Genomic DNA, 17,482 nt, shown 5'->3' on the forward strand with positions numbered 1-17,482 from the left:
GTAGTGCGGGAACTGGTGCTCTCATGAACGAAATTCTAATGCACGAATCATCGATTATTTTGGAGACACACCACTAGAAGTTGCTATTCTGATCGATGGCGTAATGCGGATTCTGATAGCAAAAGAACAAGGTAGGCCCAGCATTGGTTGATCTGCGGACAGCTCGCTAGGTGCAAGGAATAGCTCTCGCAAGGTTGTGACAGTGACTTCGTCTGCCGATTTTCACGACAGTCCGCGCTACGGGTTCGTGTACGTGCGGCGGGTGAATTGCTGGACTTGATGTCTGTGCCGTGTTTTGATCGGTCAGATTGAGCCCTCCGGCCCGGGACTCCTTAGACGCCGTCGAACTGTTTCGATGCCGCAGTTGTGATGGTCAGCGATACGCGCGTACGTCCATCCCGCTGCCCGCAAGCTCCGTGCGGCTTCGACCTCTGTCGCCGACAATCCTGACTGGCGAAGGCGAACACCGGCCTCCCGCAGCGAGTCGCTGACTACCGTGTGGTGGACATCGAACTCGACTGCGAGTTGTTTCACCGTTTGTCCGCTCGCGTACTCAGCGGTGGCGCGCCTCACTTCATCCTCTGTGAGGGCTTTTCGGCGACGCATCGGCCTCGGGTCTGCACGTGGAACGGGAGGGTGACTAGGGCCGGAGAGAGCCAGTGCCGTCAGTTGACTTGCAGTTTCGGGGTTCGAGAGTTCTCCACTCAGGACCACCAGGGAAGCGACGTTCCAACCCTTGACCATCGAGGGCATCCGCAACTTCAGGTGATCCTCTCCTCGAACGACCGTGCGGTTTTCATCCGCCGACGATGGTCTCAATGCGTCGATACAGTCCGTTGCATCCGCCTCGGTGTGCGCAACCTCGAATTCATCGACGCTGGTTGATCGTCCTGCGCCCGGTTTCGTATATGTGCACAATTCGAGCTGAGCTGTGACTATTCCTTAGGAAACCGTAAGATCGGTTTCCGAGTGGGGGAGGCACCGGATGGATTTACGAGGACTGGAAGCATTTGTTGCAGTGGCTGAGTTGTCATCGGTCACGGACGCTGCACGAAAGCTGGGCTACGCGCAATCTACGGTGACGACGCAGATCAAGAACCTCGAGAAGGACCTGCGGGTGACGTTGCTCAACCGTGGGTCGACGGGAATGAAGCTCTCATCTGAAGGCTTACTCTTCCTGCCGCATGCAAGGGCGGTCCTCGCGGCCATCTCCGAAGCACGTCAATCGGTACGAGGCGACGAGCTACGTGGGCCGATGGTGTTGGGGGCGATGGAGTCGATCACGTCATCGAGAATCCTTCCCATGTTCGAGTATCTGTCGAACCTGCATCCGGGCCTGACTGTTCAGCTGCGGCCGAGCCTCTGCGCGGAGGCAATCGAGGCCGTCGGACGGGGTGACCTCGATGCAGCATTCGTGGTCGACGACAGAACCGCCCTGCCTGGCGTCAGAACCGAGATTCTCTGTGAAGAACCGCTCGCTCTCGTGTGTGGACCGCGACATGCTTTCGTGCATCAAGAGGTCGTCACTCTGGATGAGATCCGTGCAACTCGGGTCGTGGGTACAGAACCGGGATGTGCGTACCGGGATCGATTTGAACTGCTACTCAGCCGACCGGACGGCGAGCCCTTCCCGATCGTGGAACTCGGTGGGGTGGAGGCGATTAGACGAGCACTGCTGACAATCGACGCGGTCGCCCTGCTGCCCCGCGTGACCGTGCAGGATGCTCTGGACGCGAAGGAACTCGTCGAGGTGGCATGGGAGGTGCCATTCACGGTGCGGACGCTGTTGCTTCATCCAGAAAGCCGGCGGGTCACTCGTAAGGTTGCTGAACTTCTGGTGGCTGCACGCAAGGTGGCCGGAGAGCAGACTGCGTCCGCACCGTAATCGAAACGCGCCCGAGACCCGATGAGTGAGCGCTCAGTCCATTCCGGACCGATTACAGAAGGCGACGATCCTGTTCAGCACGGTAGCGAGAATTCCAGAATGACCGCCGCACATAGGTTCTCTGCAACCACCGATCGGAGCCGTCGTGCCGAGCGATGAAGCTACTGCGGGCATGCAGGCCTTTGCGGTTGTTGATGATCAGTGCCTGGCCGGGACGCAAGGCGACCTCATGGGCAACCTCCCGGCATGCGATCTGAAAGGCGGCGAGCGCCAGCTCGCCGGCGCGGGTCAGGGCGACGATTCCGTTCGCCGACGTCGCCACTTCCGGGAATTCATGGGGGCCTGTGATGATTGGAGTCACATCTGACAGGACCTGAACCTGCCCCACCGCGCGGCAATAACTGCCGGGCGCATTCAACTGAAACTGCGCCTGTCGGAGTTGCTCGGTGTGGTTGGGGCTGAGTCGGGAAACCACATCGCGCGCATCCGCATAGTAAGTCAGGGCTTTCCCTTCTGGGTCTGATCTGACGCACAGAAGAATCAAAAAGTCGGGGTTTGCGAGCGTGTAATGGCCGATCGGGTCGTGAATGATGTCGTTGTGAAAATTCAGAAACACGGTCGAACCCATATTGGTCTGTGTGTTGGCTCCACTTTGCACAGGGATGACGTCGTGGACGAGCTGCCCGTCCTTCTCCGAATGGACGCCGTAGGGCTCGCCAACCAACGCTGATAGGCCGAGAACTGTGCCCTCCGAGACGTACGTGGCTTTGTCTGCCGCTGGGCCACCGTCAGGCGGTGTAGCCGGCAGATTCGGATCGGTAGGGAGTCCAGTGAGGAGGGTGACGCCCGGCGTATCAGGGTGTCTGCCCGCATCGAGAATCTGTTGTAGATCTTCTGTGTCGAGAACCGATGCGAAAGCTTGCAGTAGTCGAGTTGTCGACAGATCCGGATTGTCGGAAGGATTCTCCATCTCGATCAGTTTGTCTCGAAGCCCTGACGTTACCGATTCGGGTAAGTCGATCCGGCCGAGTGTCTTACGTGCTGCAATCACGGTGGTCATTCGGGATCTCTTTCAGTCTAGGGTGTTGGACAAATCAGGTGGTGGTGAACGAGTCCGATTGGCGATGCAGTTCACGCCCGAGGTCAATTGCAGCGTTGGTGTTCTCCACGATGTAGTCGGACGCATGGCGACATCGGACCACCGAAACCAGGCGTGCCCCCGTAATTTCGGCCGGCGCCTCGCGCCGAGCAATCAGAGCCTCGATGTCGGTGTAGCCACCCGTCACGACCACAACATTCTTGTAGTCACCGTCCTCGACTCGGATACACGACAGGCCGCGGTCGAGTAAGTACTCGAGGGTCAGATCAGCGTCCTCGGGTGTGGCCGCGCCAAGGACAACGGACTTTGTATCGATGATGACGGCAGTTCGCATGTGACTGGCTTCGTCCGTCACCGTGGTGCCAATGTGGTAGTCGCCATGATTCACGCGGCATTTGATGGCAATCCCATGAGCCCGCGCAACATCAAGGGCTCGACGGTCCAGAACTTTCGCACCGCGCGAGGCCATGGTCCGCGCCACGTCGTAACTCAGTTCGGATAAAAGGTGGACGTCGGACACCAAACGGGGATCAGCTGTGTAGACGCCGTCGACATCAGAATAGATTTCGACAGTGTCTGCGCCGACGGCGCTAGCAATGATCAAGGCAGACAGATCGCCACTGTTTTTCCCCATCCATGTGAATCGACCAGACGAATCAGCGCCATGGCCGCTTGCTATACATAGAATGTCAGCCCCTTCAAGGGCCTGCCAGAGTAACTCGGTGTCAACAGACTGAATTCGCGACCACAGGGGCGTGCGGTCGGTGACAATTCCGTTCTGATGACTGTTCAGTGCATCAGCTCTCGTCCCACTGGCTTCCACTGCGGCCGCGAGTAGTACCGCCGACTCCGTGTCCGGCAAACTAAACAAGGTTGCCGCATATTTCGCACCCGCGTTCGGGTTTACCTGGTGTATCCGGCCACGGGCGGCTTCCGTTGCTCCGGGCGGTGCTGATACGACAGCAATAATTGGTCTTGAATATTCGCGATGCACTCCGATCAAGTACTCGGCGATTCGCTTGTAGTCACTATGGCCGTTCAGAAAGGTCGATCCGCCGAACTTGACCACAAGGGGTGTCGAGCGGCTCATGCAACCGCTCCTATCTTGACACGTTCCGCAATTTGAATCGCGTTGAGGGCTGCGCCGATCCGAACATTGTCTGCAACGAGCCAGAGCCACAACGCACGCGGGTTGCCAGGGACCGCCCGGATTCGACCCACGTGAACACGGTCATGGTCGCTAATCGTTGCGGGACTTGGAAACTCCGTGGCGTTCGGATAGACAGTCACTTCGTCCGCAGTCGAAAGCGCCTGCACCACTTCGCTTACGTCGACTTTATCTTCGAATTCGATGTAGACCGATTCTGAGTGGCAGTTGAAGACAGGGACGCGCACACACGTCGCGGTGACAGCGATGTCCGGGTCGTCCAGAATTTTTGTCGATTCCTGGGTCATTTTCTGCTCTTCGAGCGAGAACCCAGAGTCCAACGGGACGTCGATCATCGGAAGTACGTCGAAAGCCAGCATTCGCCCAAACCGGTCGGATTCTCGACGGTCGACAGTGTCCTCGGCTATGACGGCGCGCGACGAATTGCGTAGTTCGTCCAGACCGCGGAGTCCCTGGCCGGATGCTGCCTGAAAGGTCGTGACTATGACTGTCCTGGGCGTCCATGAACGTAACGAGTGCAGAACTCGCACGAGCGGGATCGTTGAGCAGTTCGGATTGCCGATAATTCCTGACGTCGGCCGCACCTCGGCAAGACTGCCGTTTACCTGGGGAACGACGAGGGGGCTGTCAGGATCCATTCGGAACGCATTTGTGTTGTCGATGACAAGTGCGCCGGCCGACGCAGCCTCACGCGCCCACTTCCGACTGACTGAAGTGCCGGCAGAGAAGAACGCGATGTCCGTCTGGGAAAAGTCGAAACTGTTGAGCGACTGCACTTCCAGCTCACCGCCCGCAAACGGCACCGAGCTCCCGGCCGAGCGTTCCGATGCAACCGCGTCGATGCGGCTGTACTCGAATCCACGATCGTGGATGAGTTCGAGCAGTGTCGTTCCTACCGCGCCTGTCGCACCGACGACCGCGATTCTTGGTGAATTGACGTTCATCGTGTCGCTGCCGGCGCTTCGAGGGCGGCCGAGGCTTCGGTGTCCGACTCAGCAGCTGCCTTGCGACGTCCACCCACGTTGAAGCTCACGGCGAGACTCGCCCCAACGATCAGGATCATGCCCAGTACCTGGAGAAGGGTGATTCGAGTACCGAACAATGTCGTGTCGACGATGACCGCAACAACGGGGTAGACGAAGCCGAGCACGGCAATCATCGGCGTGGGGAGCTTCTGGTACGACGAGTACATCAAGATGTACATCACGCAGGTGTGGATCACTCCGAGCCCGATCAACCACAACCATCCTGCACCGAGATCGCCGAGCTCGGAGTAGGTGATGAACGGTGCGAGGAGCGGAATTCCAACGACGCACTGAACAAGGGCGATGATGTGTGGGCGTACTCCCGAAAGCCGCTTGGCGATAATGGTGGCGATTGCGTACAGAACTGCAGCCCCGAGGGCGTAGCCGATGCCGATCATGTACTGGGTATCACCGAACAGGTGCCCGCTGGTCAGCCCAGAGACAAGAATGACTCCGACGAACGCGACCACCATCCAGGCCCACTTGTTCAGGGTGATTCGCTCACGAAGGATCAGGGCTCCCAGTATGAGCACGTAGAACGGCTGAGTGTGGTAAACCACCGTCGCTACGGAGATCGAGGTGCTTCCGTATGCGGCGAACAGAAGAGTCCAGTTGTAAACGATGAAAACACCCCCCAGGGCCGCAAGCCCCAGCTTGGCAGCGTTGATCCCACTGCCACTGAAGAAGCCGCGCACGGCACAGTAGATCGCGAGCGCCACTGCTCCGAACACGCAACGGAAGAACACGACGGTTCCAGGGCTAGCGCCGGATTCGAGAACGAAGGCACCGATCGTTCCTGACAGAACCATTGCCGCGATGAGTTCGATCACGCCGACCTTGCTCGAAGGTTGCGGTTTGACGTCGATCATAATTAACGGTCTCCTACGGTTGAATGACATCTTCATGATGAGTTTGCATACCCCGGCGGGGAACCACTTGATTCTGCAAGCTGCCTGCACAAATGTGAACGGGGCGGCATTCAAGCTTTCGATGGGTCTATCGAATTCTCGCGCAGGCACCACCGACCGATCGGTCTGTTCGATAGGGTTATCGAAGTTTCGGATGGCACCCGAATTCCAGATCCGCACTACCTGTGGAACATTCTTTGACGGCCCAGCCTCATGCTTCCCGACAAATTCGGAAGGAAATCCAGTCCCGATGCTCGAAACCAGAAGAAGTTCGACGCTGGAGCGACCCGCAAAGAAGTCTGTGATCCTCGCGACAATACAATCCGACTCCCACATGTGGAATCTAGTATTTCTCGATCTGCTTTTAACCGAGGCGGGACACACCGTCGTCAACCTGGGGCCGTGCACACCGGTCGAGCTCATCGCGGAAACCGCTGCAAGGGTTGGCGCGTCCGCAGTTGTCATCAGCAGCGTCAATGGCCACGGGCATCTGGACGCTCCGGCCGTGGCGAGGAGCATTCGCCAAGATAACCGCTGCTCCGACGTCATCCTGGTGGTCGGAGGAAAACTAGGCGTTACAGGAGATGCCAACATCGAACACGCAAGCGGGCTGATCGAGGCCGGATTCAATGCTGTGTTCGAGGCCACGGCGTCGCCATCTCTTCAGCAGAACGCGTTACTGGAGATGCTCGGCACCAACCAAGGCCAGCGCGCCATCATGGGGTCAGAATTGCAAATAGAAGAGGGGGTATAGCACGATGTCGAATCCGTTTCATGAACGCGTTATGAATGCAAAGGCGTCAGGCAAACTTGCTGTCCAGCCTCGGATGGGTTTCTCAGATCAAACAAAAATGAGAGACGGACTGATCGCAACTCGAAACGCCGATGCCGCAACGCTTGGGACAATCACGATTGACAGCTTCACCCGAGTCGGCGACCACGACTCCGCCGCATCGGCGATAACAACTGGGGAGGCACTGAACGGCTACCCGCTGGTTGCGCACGGAGCAGAATCGACAGCCCTGATGTGCGCTGACGTTCACGACAGTCAGTTCCCGATACAGATACGCCACGGATCAGCTCAGCCTCAGGACATTGTGCGAACTCTCATCGACGCGGGCTTCCCAGCAACCGAAGGAGGACCGGTCAGTTACTGCCTGCCATACAGTCGCCTCCCGATCAGTGCTGCCGTCGACGCATGGGCCGAAACCGCGGAGGTAGCGGCCGACCACGATCTCCACCTCGAAACTTTCGGTGGTTGCATGCTCGGCCAGCTCTGCCCACCCAGCTTGCTGGTAGCGCTGAGCGTGCTCGAAGGACTGTTCTTTGCTCAGTACGGTGTCCAAAGCATCTCGTTGAGCTACGCGCAGCAGACCAATCTCGACCAAGATGTCGCGGCCGTAACTGCACTTCGCAATCTCGCTGACCGGTACATCGGAGACCGGGCCGAACGCCACACCGTCATCTACACCTACATGGGCGTTTACCCACTCACGTCAGTCGGATCGAACAGGTTGCTCGAACGAAGCGTCATGCTCGCGCACGCATCCGGCGCGGAGCGACTGATCGTCAAGACCCCAGCTGAAGCGCACCGAATCCCGACAATCGAGGAAAACGTCGCGGCACTCGAACTGGCCGGTCGCATGCGCCCGACAGGTCGACTCGGCCAAGCATCAGAGGAAGAGGTCCTATCGATCATGTCCGAAGCCGACCGTTTGATCGCTGCGACGCTGGAGCAATCAGACAACATCGGTCACGCGTTGAACCTCGCCTTCAGCCGTGGCCTGTTGGACGTCCCATTCTGTCTGCACACCGACAACGCGAATCTCGCACGCGCCACGGTTCGAGCAGACGGGCGATTGGAATGGAGTGATACCGGACGGATGCCGATTTCGGCGGTCTCCGGCGCAGCACCGTTACGCTCTGACCAACTCTTGGTTGTGCTGAACTACAACCAAACCCGATTCGACCGGGAACAACTGTCTGGCGGCGTAGATCGGGTTCTGACGTGACTAGTCGAAGCTTGGCCGAGGTAAAGCGGACCGGCCTTCGTGTCTCGGTTTCTCTCGGGATACCGGGGCTATCGCTTGTCGGCGACGATGGCACTGCCACAGGACTTGACGTCGACGTCGCTCGCGCAGTCTCGATTGCATTGACGGGAGACGATTCGTCCATCGAGTGGTTGCCGACCGCACCTGAAGACCGCATCCAAACCGTCTCGGCTGGGCTTGCCGACCTCGGCGCGTCGAACACTTCATGGACTACCACTCGTGACGCCGACGTGCTGTTCGTTGGGGTCCTTTGCCACGATGGGGAAGGCTTCTTGACGTCGAGTTCAGTCACTGAGCTCGCGGAGTTGCACGGTAGCTCGGTTTCCGTGCAGGCAGGAACGACGACCACTGTGAATCTGGACCGCCTACATCGGGAACACGGGATAACTCTCGAGGCTATCGAGGCTCCAACTCCTGACGCCGCGCTTCAGACCTACCTGAGCGGTGAAACGACCGCATACGTGTTGGACCGCTCCGCACTAGCCGGCATCCGCGCACACTTCCAGGATCCGGACGCTCATCAGATACTCTCGGACACCATCTCCTACGAACCGATGTCACCTTTCGTTTCGTCCGAGAATGTTGATCTTTTTCGTATCTGCCGACATGTGCTGTTCACGTTACTGAACGCGGAGGTTGCTGCTGTCGACTCAGCCGACGCCCTTGCACTACTGGTAGGTGAGACGGAAGGTATTGCTCCCCGGTGGGGATTGTCGGATGGCTGGCTCAGAATTGTCTTGGACCGAATCGGGCACTACGGCGATATTTATGCTGCAAACCTCGGAGAACGGTCGAATTTGAACCTAGCGCGATCAGCGTCGAATCAGTCCATACGAAGTGCGGGAGGCCAATTCTCCCCACCTTGATCGGTTGAATGACCCGGGTGCGTCTTTCCCTCGCTCAGGGTTCGGAACGTGCACTGGATTGTCGTCGTCCGACAGTGTCGGTTCCGCATCCAAAATGAGCAGCGATGAGGGGGTATGACCATCCTCGGACTCGCAGCCGCCGGGCGGCATCGATGTCTGTAGGAAGCAGGCCCGTCTCGCGAAGCCGAACACCAGCCTCCCGCAGAGAGTCGCTGACTACGGTGTGGTGGACATCGAACTCTAATGCGAGTTGTTTCACCGTTCGTCCGGTCGCGTACTCAGCGGTGGCGCGCCTCACTTCATCGTCCGTGAGGGCCTTTCGGCGACGCATCGGCTTCGGGTCTGCACGGGGTACGGGAGGGTGGCAGGGCCGGAGAGCGCCAGTGCGGTCAGTTGACGCGCAGTTTCGGGGTTCGAGAGTTCTCCACTCATGACCACGATCACACGGTGTCTCGGCTCGCCCGAACCTCCCGCACGATCTGCTGCGCCCGGTGTTCCTCGGGCAGTCGATCACCTTTGCCGAAGAGCTTGTGACGCAATGTGCCCGGCGTGTACTCGGTGCGATAGACGCCGCGGCGTTGCAATTCGGGGACGATGTACCGCACTACGTCCTCGAATGTTCCCGGAGTGATGGCGTACGCGAGATTGAAGCCGTCTACGTCGGTCTCGTCCACCCACTCCTGCAACTGATCCGCGACCTCGCCGGGGGAGCCGACGATGCGTGGGCCGGCACCGCCGATACCGCCCCACTCGGCTATATCGCGCACCGTCCATTCCTTGCCGTCGGCCCCGATCGACTGGAACGACGCGACGAACGACTGAATCGCGTTGCTCTCGACGTTGCCGAGCGGCTCGTCCAGTGCATACCGCGACAGGTCGACGCCCATCCAACCCGACATGAACACCAACGCACCCTCTGCACTGGCATACGACCGATACTCGTCGTGCTTGGCATGGGCGAGTTCGGAGGTCTCATCGGTGACGATGGTGAGCAGCTGATAGATACGCGCGGAATACGGATCACGGCCGGCATCGCGCAACGCTCGACGAATATTCGAAACCGTCTGCGCCAGAATCTCTTTGGTGGGTGCGCCGACGAAGATCGCTTCGGCATTCTGCGCCGCGAACCGAACACCACGCGGCGACGCACCGGCCTGAAAGATCACCGGCGTCCGCTGCGGGGACGGCTCGGCGAGATGGATACCCGGCACCGTGAAGTGTTTGCCGCGGTGGTTGATTCGATGCACCTTGGTGGGATCGGTGAACACACCGGACTCGCGATCGCGGACCACCGCATCGTCGTCCCACGACGCCTCCCACAGCTTGTAGAGCACCTCGAGGTATTCGTCTGCGTGGTCGTAGCGGTCGTCGTGCTTCAACTGGTCGTCGTGGCCCATGTTCTGCGCCGCCGACGGCAGATACCCGGTCACCACGTTCCACCCGATCCGTCCGTTGGTCAGGTGGTCGAGCGTCGAGAGCCGTCGTGCGAACGGATACGGGTGCTCGAAGCCGGTTCCTGCGGTGATGCCGAACCCCAGATGCTCGGTGACCGCGGCCTGCGCACTGACGAGCAGCAGTGGATCCGAGACCGGTATCTGTGCACCGTGCCGGATGGCAGCATCGTGATTGCCGCCGTACACGTCGTAGGTGCCGAGAACGTCGGCGACGAACAGGCCGTCGAACAGGCCCCGTTCCAGCAGCTGTGCCAGATCGGTCCAGTAGCCGAGTTCCTTGTACCGCCACGACTGATCGAGCGGATGCCGCCAGAGACCGGGGGACTGATGCGCGACGCAATTCATGTCGAAGGCATTGAAACGAATCTCGCGTGACACGGGGAACTCCTTCGGCGGGACGACCTGTCCGAATATCGACAGCGGTGCGACGCTACCGACGACCGAGGCAGGTGGGAACAGTTCGGATCGTGATGAGTCGATAGCTGGTCATGGAACCGCCGATACCCCAGTGTTGCGCCGTCACATCACTGAAAAGAGCGTCGGAGCATGATCGAAATAGCGCAGTTGACCAAGACCTACGGGACCGGCGAGAGCACAACCGTCGTGCTCGACCGGCTGGATTTCTCGGTTCAGGCCGGCGAGATTCTCGCCGTCGTCGGCCCCAGTGGTGCAGGCAAGAGCACGCTGGCCCAATGCATCAACCTCCTGACGCGACCTACCTCGGGCTCGGTGATCGTCAACGGCGACGACCTGACGTCGTTGAATGCCAAGCAACTTCGCGTCGCTCGGCGTCGAATCGGTACCGTCTTTCAGTCGTCGAGCCTGCTGTCGCGTCGAACCGTGGCGGAGAACGTCGCCCTGCCACTGGACTTCCTCGGGGTGACGAAAGCAGAGACGGCCAGGCGCGTATCCGAACTGCTCGATCGAGTAGGCCTGTCCGACAAAGCCGCTCGATATCCGTTTCAACTGTCGGGCGGTCAGCGTCAGAGAGTGGGAATCGCGCGAGCGTTGGCGCTTCGGCCGTCGGTGCTGTTGTCCGACGAGGCCACGTCCGGCTTGGATCCACAGACCACCGAATCGGTGGTCGAGCTGCTGCGCGAACTGCGCCGCGACCTCGACCTCGCCATTGTGTTCATCACCCACGAAATGGATACCGTTCTGCGAGCTGCAGATTCGGTGGCTCGACTCGATCACGGTCGAATCGTGGAATCGGGCAGGCTCGTCGACCTGCTCACCGACCATCGCTCGGGCCTTGGCCGCGAATTACGCCCACGCCGCGACGACGCAGAGGTAACGCCCGGCGATCTGCTGTGGCACGTCACCTATGATTCGCCCGACGTTCCGCCGGACTGGATCGGGCGGCTGGGTCAGGATCTCGGCGCGCCTGTCGCGCTACTCGGAGCGTCCGTGCAGATTGTCGCCGGAGTAGCTGTCGGCAGCGCGTCCCTCGGGATCGGTGCCCACCTCGGCCCCCGAGTGCCCGAAGCTTTGGCGGCACTCGGGCTGTCCGGTTCCGCAACCGCTGAGCAGCCGGTATTCGAGGTCGCGTCATGAGCGCGGTGCTCGCTGCAGGCAACAAGGTGCCGGTCGATGAACTGCCTGCGTTGCTTTTGCCTGCCCTCGGCGACACCCTCACGATGGTCGGGATCGTGATGTTCATCGTGGTGATCGTGGGGGTGCCGCTCGGCTCATTGTTGTTCAACCTGGGGCCCGGCGGATTGTTCGAGAACCCGGTGCTGCACACGCCGGTCAGCTGGATCGTCAGCATCGGACGGTCGTTGCCGATCCTGATTCTGATGGCCGCGCTGGTTCCGGTGACCCGATGGATCACCGGAACCAACATCGGTATCGCAGCCGCTGTGGTGCCGATGTCGTTGGCGGGCATTGCATTCTTCACCCGCATCGTCGAGAACTCTCTGCGCTCCGTTCCGACGTCGGTGGTCGACGTGGCCCGCGCGTCGGGTGGCTCCACAGTGCAGGTCACCACCACACAGTTGTCCGAGGCGGTGCCGTCGATCATCGGTGGATTGACCATCAACGTCATTGCCATGATCGAATATTCAGCCATCGCGGGCACCATCGGTGCTGGCGGAATCGGCTATGTCGCAGTCACATACGGATACCAACGATTCGATCACACCGTCATGATCGCAACGATCGTCATCCTGATTCTCACCGTCGCCGCCGTCCAGCTTGTCGGCGATGCACTTGTTCGCTTCACCACACCCCACCAGCGCGCCTTGCGCACAGCCTGATTCACACTCGAAAGGTCCACCCACCATGACAACGTCCACCGAGGCGCACGGCTTCGAGCTGAAGAACCGTCGGAAAGCTCCCTGGATCATCGCCGCCGTTGTGCTGCTGATCGCTCTCGCCGCAGTGATTCGAATAGCGTTCTTCGGCAACACTGCATCGGCCAACGAGACCGAGGGCGCAACTCTTGTTGTCGCCACTGCCGAAGGCAATGCATCCGAGCAGGCCCTCGTGGAATTCGTTGCCGATCAGGTCGCTCCCAGGTACGGCATCACAGTCGAGTTCCGTGGACTCGCGGACAGCAACACCATCAACCGCGCTGTCAGCGACGGTGAAGTAGCGGCGACTGTCTACCAACACAAGCTGTGGCTCGGGCAGGTACTCGAATCCAATCCGGACTTCCAGGAAGAAGCCGCAACCCCGGTGTTTCGTTGGGGCTTCGGACTGTGGTCCGACAAGTACTCCGACCCAGCGCAACTGCCGGACGGCGCAACGGTATCGCTCTACTCCGACCCGGCCAACGAAGCCCAGGGCCTGTGGGTACTCGAGCGAGCGGGGCTGATCACGCTCGACCCGGCTGTCGACAAGTCGACGGCTACGCAGAAGGACATCGTCGGTAACCCGAAGAACCTGAAATTCACCCTGCTGGATTTCGCCGCACAGTCGCGGGCACTGCCGGATCTCGACGCAGCTGTGGGCTACACCGAGTACTACCTCGCCGCAGGCATCCCCGTCGAGAAGCAGATCTTCGCGCCGCCGGCCCCGGACGAGTTCGCCGGGCAGCTGACGATCGGTAGCCGATGGGCAGATACGGACAACATCAAGAATCTCGTCGCAGCGTTCAAGGACCCTGCGGTGCAGGAATTCCTGGCCACCGACCCGCGAGTGAAAGACATTCTGCTGCCCCTGCAGTAGCGGCACCGTGCGCCCGACGGTCCAGCAGCTGACCGTCGGGCGCAGCCGTGGTGTTACGTTCGATCCGCACCCGACGACACCGACACGAGGCGGACGATGTGACCCGGTACGAAGCGCTGACAGAATTGCTCGATGAGAGGTACTCGTGCCGGCAGTTCCTGCCGAAGCAGGTCTCGCGCGAGGTACTCGATCAGCTACTGTCAGCCGCCCGGCGCACACCTTCTTGGTCCAATACCCAGTCGTGGCAGATCATCGTGACCGAAGGCGATGCCACCCGTAAGTTCTCCGGAGCATTGGTGGAGCACGTGGCGTCCGGTGTGCCGCAACCGGACTTTCCGTTTCCGGCGAACTACAACGCTCTGCACCGTGCCCGGCGACGTGAATGCGGCGGCGCACTGTACGAGAGCATCGGTGTGGTGAAGTCCGACACGGAGGCGACGACGCGTCAGTTCATTCGCAATTACGAGCTGTTCGACGCCCCGCACGCGGCCATCATCACCACCGATGCCGATCTGGGTGTGTACGGGGCGGTCGATTGCGGGTTGTATTTACAGACTTTCCTCCTCGCGGCGCAGAGCCTCGGTCTCGGGGCGATCGCGCAAGCAGCCCTGGCCGCGTACTCGCCCTTTCTGCACGAATGGTTCGACATCCCGGACAGCCGAAAAGTGGTGGCCGGCATCTCCTTCGGCTATCCCGACGAGACACACCCGATCAACGGATTCCGTACCAGCCGAGCGCCTCTCGATGAGACGGTGAGATTCGTCCGCTGAGCCTGGTTCAACGGCCGAGTTCTCGGACCAGCTCCCGGCCTACATCAGTGCCCGAACGCCAAGCGCTCTCCACCCGGGGTACTCCGGATTCGCACCACTGATCGCCGGCCAATCCGACGAAGCGTCCGTCCTGCTGGTGAAGCGCGAAATTGGAATCGTGCTGCGCCGCAGGCTTTGCGAACGTCCACCGATGAGCGTGGGTCCACGTGGGTGTCGCCGTGACGACGGACAATTCGCGGAGGGCGTCGAGAACCGGGGCGATCGCGCCGTCGGGATCGTCGAGATGCTGCTGCGCTCGCTCCGACGTGGTGTGCACCACCAGAACCGGAGCACCGTCGCCGCGGCGTGCACCGTCGTCGACGACGAAATCGATATCGGGATGATCGTTGACGAACGCTGCGTCCCGGAAGGGGATGTCGAGCCCGTCGAACCCGCACGCCACCGCGATGACGGGTACGTAGTCGACGGCATCGGGAACTGCGGTCAGTCGCTTCGCCTGAGGGTCGGGCATGGCGACCACGACGTGGCCGTCGGGCAGCTCGGTCAACTCGGTGGAATGGTGGATGTCGAAGCCGTCGAGCATGTTTCGCACCAAGGATCGAAGCCCGTTCGGGGTCGCCCAGCGAACCGGTCCGGTCGTAGTGCACGGAACCGTTTCGGGCTTGAGGATGCCGAACGTGTTGGCCCACTGGCGCGCCAATCCACCCGACTCCCACTCGGCGACCACGGTCGAAAATTCTTGATCTCGGACGGTGAAGTAGCCGGCACCCAGGTCGACGCGACGTCCGTGCAACTCCGGTGAGGACATCCGTCCACCCGGCGCGCGGCCTCGGTCGACGATGCGGAACGGCACGCCTGCGTCGCGGAGAACCCGCGCGCAGGCCGCGCCGGCTATGCCCGCACCGACGATGGTGACCGGATCGGTGATGGTGCCCGCTTCGGAGTTCATCGGTCCAGTATGCCGGGATCAGTCCACAGCGTTGTCGGTGAGCCGAAGGAATGCGGTTCCGCGGGGTGAGAGTCGGTAGCCGGTCTCGAGGCTGATCGTCAGCCCCAGATTCTTGAGCCGGCGTACGCGGGCTTTGAACGCCTTCGTATCCAGTCCTACCTGCTCGGCAAGGTCCGCTGCGCGGCGTCCAGGTTCGGCAGCGATGGCCGTCAATACTGCTCGTGTCCAGGCAGATTCGGACCGAGAGTCCATCCGGGAGAGCGTTGTCCTGAGAGCATTCAGTGCAGTTTCGTCCAGTTCGGCATCGTCGGCCAAGACATCACGAGGATCGGTGCCGAGGTAGGAGACCTCGATCAGATAGGTGGGAAGCGAGCTGGGCCCGAAGAACGATTTCTCGAGATGACTGCGCGATTCTTCCCCTGCGGCCCGGGCATCCGCGTCGGTCAGCCCTGCCGGATCCACCTCGTGGACGGAGTCGATGCGAATCATGCCCGAGGATGAGCGCTGCACCGACCCGGCGGTCACCCTCGCACTCGACCACCGCCGATAGACCCGCCGGACCGTACCGTCGGCGATCGCTCGCGCAACAGCGACGGTGAAGATCATGAGCCTACTTCCACGGGACCAGACGATATCAACTGTGATGCGCTGCGCGTGGAAAGTTCTGTATCACTGGTCGTCTGGACATTTCGGGCACCGACTGCAACAACGCTTACTCTGTGTTCGACTACAGGGATGTCAATTACGGACAAGCCGGAAACCGGTGAGCAAGGACTCGGCACCAGCCTCAAGCCTCGGCACGTGACGATGATTTCGATTGCTGGAGTCATCGGCGCGGGATTGTTCGTGGGTTCGGCCAACGCCATCGCGACGGCGGGCCCAGCGGTGTTGCTGGCGTATCTGTTCGCGGGAACACTCGTGATCCTGGTGATGCGCATGCTGGGGGAGATGGCGACGGCCAATCCCGACACCGGCTCGTTCTCCACGTATGCCACACGCGCACTGGGACATTGGGCCGGATTCTCCGTCGGATGGCTCTACTGGTGGTTCTGGGTGTTGGTGATCCCGGTCGAAGCCACCGCGGCCGCATCAATTCTCACCAACTGGCTCGGCGGAGCCCAATGGATGTGGGCACTGATCATCGTCGTTGCCCTCACCGCGACCAATCTGATCAGCGTCGGCAACTACGGTGAATTCGAGTTCTGGTTCGCGCTGGTGAAGGTGGTGGCCATCATCGCCTTCATCGGCCTCGGTATCGCAGCCATCCTGGGATGGCTGCCGAACTCCGAAGTCAGTGGAGTCGATCAACTCTGGGCTTCGGGCGGCTTCATGCCGCTCGGCTTCGGCGCGGTGATAGCCGCCATGCTCACCACGATGTTCTCGTTCATGGGCTCGGAAATCGTCACCATCGCCGCCGCCGAATCCAAGGACCCGGCGAAGGGAATCACCCGCGCGACGAACTCGGTGATCTGGCGTATCTCGATCTTCTACTTCGGGTCGATCTTCATCATCGTCGCGTTGGTGCCCTGGAACGAACTGGATCCAGCAACGGGCTCGTACCAGTTCGTACTGTCCAAGATGGGAATTCCCCATGCAGAGACCATCATGGACATCGTCATCCTGACCGCCGTCGCGTCGTGCCTGAATTCGGCGCTCTACACCGCGTCGCGCATGCTGTATTCGCTCGGCGATCGAGGCGACGCACCCAGGGCGGTCAAGAAGATCACCACGAACGGGGTGCCGTGGGTTGCGGTGATCGCCTCGATGGTGCTCGGGTTCCTCGCCGTCGTCGGAAACTACATCCTGCCCGAGAAGCTCTTCACCTACCTGCTGGCCACCACCGGTGCTGTCGCGCTCTTCGTCTACCTCGCCATCGCCAGCAGTCAGCTGGTGCTGCGACGTCAACTCGACCGCGACGGCGAACGCCCAGCTGTTCGGATGTGGCTGTACCCGTGGTTGACCTATTTGGCCATCGGGTTCATCGTGTTCGTCCTGGTGATGATGGTGGTGCGGCCGGAGCAGCGGTCGTCGATCCTGCTCTCGGCCGTCCTTGCCGCAGTTACCGTGATCGGCGGAATCTTGGTTCAACGCCGAAATGCGCGGCGCGACAGTGTCGTCGCCCGCGCATCGGAGTGATGT

General features: G+C 60.6%; 16 protein-coding genes. 9 read left to right on the forward strand and 7 right to left on the reverse strand.

All coding sequences use genetic code 11. From position 1 onward, the window contains the following. Nucleotides 1-985 precede the first annotated feature (985 nt). Nucleotides 986-1,885: a LysR family transcriptional regulator gene (locus tag R4P57_RS19660; RefSeq protein ID WP_317804521.1), complete on the forward strand. Its 900-nt coding sequence runs from the start codon at nt 986-988 to the stop codon at nt 1,883-1,885. Between the two features lie 52 nt (nt 1,886-1,937). Here R4P57_RS19660 and R4P57_RS19665 read toward each other — a convergent pair whose 3' ends face one another. Genes R4P57_RS19665 through R4P57_RS19680 form a run of 4 tightly spaced genes read right to left on the reverse strand, consistent with a single transcriptional unit; the run spans nt 1,938 to nt 6,007 of the window. Further along, nucleotides 1,938-2,945, reverse strand: a complete 1,008-nt coding sequence (locus tag R4P57_RS19665) for a TauD/TfdA family dioxygenase (protein WP_317804522.1) — start codon at nt 2,943-2,945, stop codon at nt 1,938-1,940. Nucleotides 2,946-2,979: 34 nt separating this feature from the next. Then, nucleotides 2,980-4,074, reverse strand: a complete 1,095-nt coding sequence (locus R4P57_RS19670; protein WP_317804523.1) for a hypothetical protein — start codon at nt 4,072-4,074, stop codon at nt 2,980-2,982. Further along, entirely contained in the window at nt 4,071-5,096 is a 1,026-nt protein-coding gene (locus R4P57_RS19675; RefSeq protein WP_317804524.1) for an aspartate-semialdehyde dehydrogenase, read from the reverse strand. The genes R4P57_RS19670 and R4P57_RS19675 overlap by 4 nt, the downstream gene beginning before the upstream one ends. Then, nucleotides 5,093-6,007: a DMT family transporter gene (locus R4P57_RS19680; protein WP_317804525.1), complete on the reverse strand. Its 915-nt coding sequence runs from the start codon at nt 6,005-6,007 to the stop codon at nt 5,093-5,095. Before R4P57_RS19680 ends, R4P57_RS19675 begins: the two co-directional genes overlap by 4 nt. Between R4P57_RS19680 and R4P57_RS19685 the strand changes: the two genes are divergently transcribed. Genes R4P57_RS19685 through R4P57_RS19695 form a run of 3 tightly spaced genes read left to right on the forward strand, consistent with a single transcriptional unit; the run spans nt 5,994 to nt 9,002 of the window. After that, nucleotides 5,994-6,839 carry a cobalamin B12-binding domain-containing protein gene (locus R4P57_RS19685; protein WP_317804526.1) on the forward strand — a complete coding sequence of 282 codons (846 nt, stop codon included), beginning with the start codon at nt 5,994-5,996 and terminating at the stop codon, nt 6,837-6,839. The genes R4P57_RS19680 and R4P57_RS19685 overlap by 14 nt on opposite strands. Before the next feature lie 4 nt (nt 6,840-6,843). Further along, nucleotides 6,844-8,097, forward strand: coding sequence for a methylaspartate mutase (locus R4P57_RS19690; protein WP_317804527.1), 1,254 nt, complete (start codon nt 6,844-6,846; stop codon nt 8,095-8,097). Between the two features lie 11 nt (nt 8,098-8,108). Beyond that, nucleotides 8,109-9,002, forward strand: a complete 894-nt coding sequence (locus R4P57_RS19695; RefSeq protein WP_317804528.1) for a transporter substrate-binding domain-containing protein — start codon at nt 8,109-8,111, stop codon at nt 9,000-9,002. A 440-nt stretch (nt 9,003-9,442) separates the two neighbouring features. On the opposite strand, the gene R4P57_RS19700 is transcribed toward R4P57_RS19695, so the two are convergent. Next, nucleotides 9,443-10,834 carry an LLM class flavin-dependent oxidoreductase gene (locus tag R4P57_RS19700; protein WP_317804529.1) on the reverse strand — a complete coding sequence of 464 codons (1,392 nt, stop codon included), beginning with the start codon at nt 10,832-10,834 and terminating at the stop codon, nt 9,443-9,445. A 168-nt stretch (nt 10,835-11,002) separates the two neighbouring features. Here R4P57_RS19700 and R4P57_RS19705 point away from each other — a divergent pair, with 168 nt between their 5' ends. From R4P57_RS19705 to R4P57_RS19720, 4 genes are all read left to right on the forward strand, one after another. Then, entirely contained in the window at nt 11,003-12,010 is a 1,008-nt protein-coding gene (locus tag R4P57_RS19705; protein WP_317804530.1) for a methionine ABC transporter ATP-binding protein, read from the forward strand. Next, nucleotides 12,007-12,711: a methionine ABC transporter permease gene (locus R4P57_RS19710; protein ID WP_317804531.1), complete on the forward strand. Its 705-nt coding sequence runs from the start codon at nt 12,007-12,009 to the stop codon at nt 12,709-12,711. Before R4P57_RS19705 ends, R4P57_RS19710 begins: the two co-directional genes overlap by 4 nt. Nucleotides 12,712-12,736: 25 nt before the next feature. Beyond that, on the forward strand, nt 12,737-13,624 hold the full coding sequence (locus R4P57_RS19715; RefSeq protein WP_317804532.1) for a MetQ/NlpA family ABC transporter substrate-binding protein: 888 nt from the start codon (nt 12,737-12,739) through the stop codon (nt 13,622-13,624). 98 nt (nt 13,625-13,722) lie between these two features. Further along, on the forward strand, nt 13,723-14,394 hold the full coding sequence (locus R4P57_RS19720; RefSeq protein ID WP_317804533.1) for a nitroreductase: 672 nt from the start codon (nt 13,723-13,725) through the stop codon (nt 14,392-14,394). A 7-nt stretch (nt 14,395-14,401) separates the two neighbouring features. Here the strand turns inward: R4P57_RS19720 and R4P57_RS19725 are convergent, their stop codons facing one another. Next, the gene (locus R4P57_RS19725; RefSeq protein WP_317804534.1) at nt 14,402-15,343 is read right to left on the reverse strand and encodes an NAD(P)/FAD-dependent oxidoreductase; all 942 of its coding nucleotides are present in this window, start codon (nt 15,341-15,343) and stop codon (nt 14,402-14,404) included. Nucleotides 15,344-15,361: 18 nt separating this feature from the next. After that, nucleotides 15,362-15,949 carry a winged helix-turn-helix domain-containing protein gene (locus R4P57_RS19730; protein ID WP_317804535.1) on the reverse strand — a complete coding sequence of 196 codons (588 nt, stop codon included), beginning with the start codon at nt 15,947-15,949 and terminating at the stop codon, nt 15,362-15,364. A 129-nt stretch (nt 15,950-16,078) separates the two neighbouring features. On the opposite strand from R4P57_RS19730, the gene R4P57_RS19735 reads away from it, so the two are divergent. Next, nucleotides 16,079-17,479 (forward strand): amino acid permease, encoded by a 1,401-nt coding sequence (locus R4P57_RS19735; RefSeq protein WP_317804536.1) that lies wholly within the window; start codon nt 16,079-16,081, stop codon nt 17,477-17,479. Nucleotides 17,480-17,482 lie beyond the last annotated feature (3 nt).

The sequence above is a fragment of the Rhodococcus sp. IEGM 1330 genome (assembly GCF_033142445.1).
Lineage (GTDB): Bacteria > Actinomycetota > Actinomycetes > Mycobacteriales > Mycobacteriaceae > Rhodococcoides.